Source organism: Amycolatopsis sp. SID8362, from assembly GCF_010550475.1.
Lineage (GTDB): Bacteria > Actinomycetota > Actinomycetes > Mycobacteriales > Pseudonocardiaceae > Amycolatopsis > Amycolatopsis eburnea.
Genome location: NZ_JAAGNB010001295.1, coordinates 1 through 1,349 on the forward strand (window position 1 = coordinate 1; position 1,349 = coordinate 1,349).

Genomic DNA, 1,349 nt, shown 5'->3' on the forward strand with positions numbered 1-1,349 from the left:
CGCGCGCCGAACGACGTCGGCGCGGTGCTCTACGGCCCGCCGGTGACCGGCGACGCGGAGCTGGTCCGGCTGGCGGGCGAACTGGACAGGGGGGAACGAGAGGCAGGGCGAACTTGACCAGCGAGAACGCGACCGGGGCCCGTGACGCGCTGATCGCGCTGCGCGCCGAGGTCGGCAAGGCCGTCGTCGGCAACGACGCCGCCGTCACCGGGCTGATCCTGGCGCTGCTGTGCCGCGGGCACGTGCTGCTCGAAGGCGTCCCCGGCGTGGCGAAGACGCTGCTCGTGCGGGCGCTGGCCGCGGCGCTGGACCTGGAGACCAAGCGGGTGCAGTTCACGCCGGACCTGATGCCCGGCGACGTCACCGGCTCGATCGTCTACGACGCCCACAGCGGCGAGTTCTCCTTCCGCGAGGGGCCGGTGTTCACGAACCTGCTGCTCGCCGACGAGATCAACCGGACGCCGCCGAAGACGCAGTCGTCGCTGCTGGAGGCGATGGAGGAGCGGCAGGTCTCCCTCGACGGCAAGACCCGGCCGCTGCCGGACCCGTTCATCGTGATCGCCACGCAGAACCCGGTGGAGTACGAGGGCACCTACCCGCTGCCGGAGGCGCAGCTGGACCGGTTCCTGCTGAAGCTGACCATGCCGGCGCCGTCGCGCGAGGACGAGATCGGCATCCTGTGGCGGCACGCGCAGGGCTTCGACCCGCGCAACCTCGCGGCGGCCGGGCTCAAGGCGGTCGCGGGCGCGGCGGAACTGGCGACCGCGCGCGAAGCCGTCGCTCGCGTCACCGTCGGGCCCGAGGTGATCGGGTACGTCGTCGACCTGTGCCGGGCGACGCGGTCGCTGCCGTCGGTGCGGATCGGCGTTTCGCCCCGTGGTGCCACGGCGCTGCTGGCGGTCACCCGGGCCTGGGCGTGGCTCGCCGGGCGCGACTACGCGACCCCGGACGACGTCAAAGCCCTGGCGCGGCCCGCGTTGCGGCACCGGCTCGACGTCCGGCCGGAAGCCGAACTCGAGGGCGTCACCGCGGACGGCGTGCTGGACCGCGTGCTCGCGTCCGTGCCCGTGCCGCGCTGACATGGCCGTCACCGGGAGGCTCGGGCTGCTCGCGCTCTTCGGCGCGCTGGTGGTCGGGCTGCTGGCGCCGTCGGACGCCGGGCTGCTGGCGGTCGGCGGGGTGCTGCTGGTGCTGGTCGTCGTCGACCTGGTGCTCGCGGGCAGCGTGCGGGCGCTGACGTTTTCGCGCTCCGGCGACACTTCGGTCCGGCTCGGCGAGCCGTGCGAAGTGACGCTGCTGGTCGGCAATCCCGGCGGGCGGGCCGTGCGCGGCGCGCTGCTCGACGCGTG

1 protein-coding gene and 1 pseudogene are annotated in these 1,349 nt (G+C 74.3%); both read left to right on the forward strand.

The features are described 5' to 3' along the window. Positions 1–113 precede the first annotated feature (113 nt). A complete protein-coding gene (locus tag G3I65_RS39925) occupies positions 114–1,079 on the forward strand; it encodes a MoxR family ATPase (protein WP_125307042.1) in 966 nt (321 codons plus the stop codon). Between the two features lies 1 nt (position 1,080). Beyond that, a pseudogene (locus G3I65_RS39930) lies at positions 1,081–1,349 on the forward strand (DUF58 domain-containing protein); the annotation flags it as partial.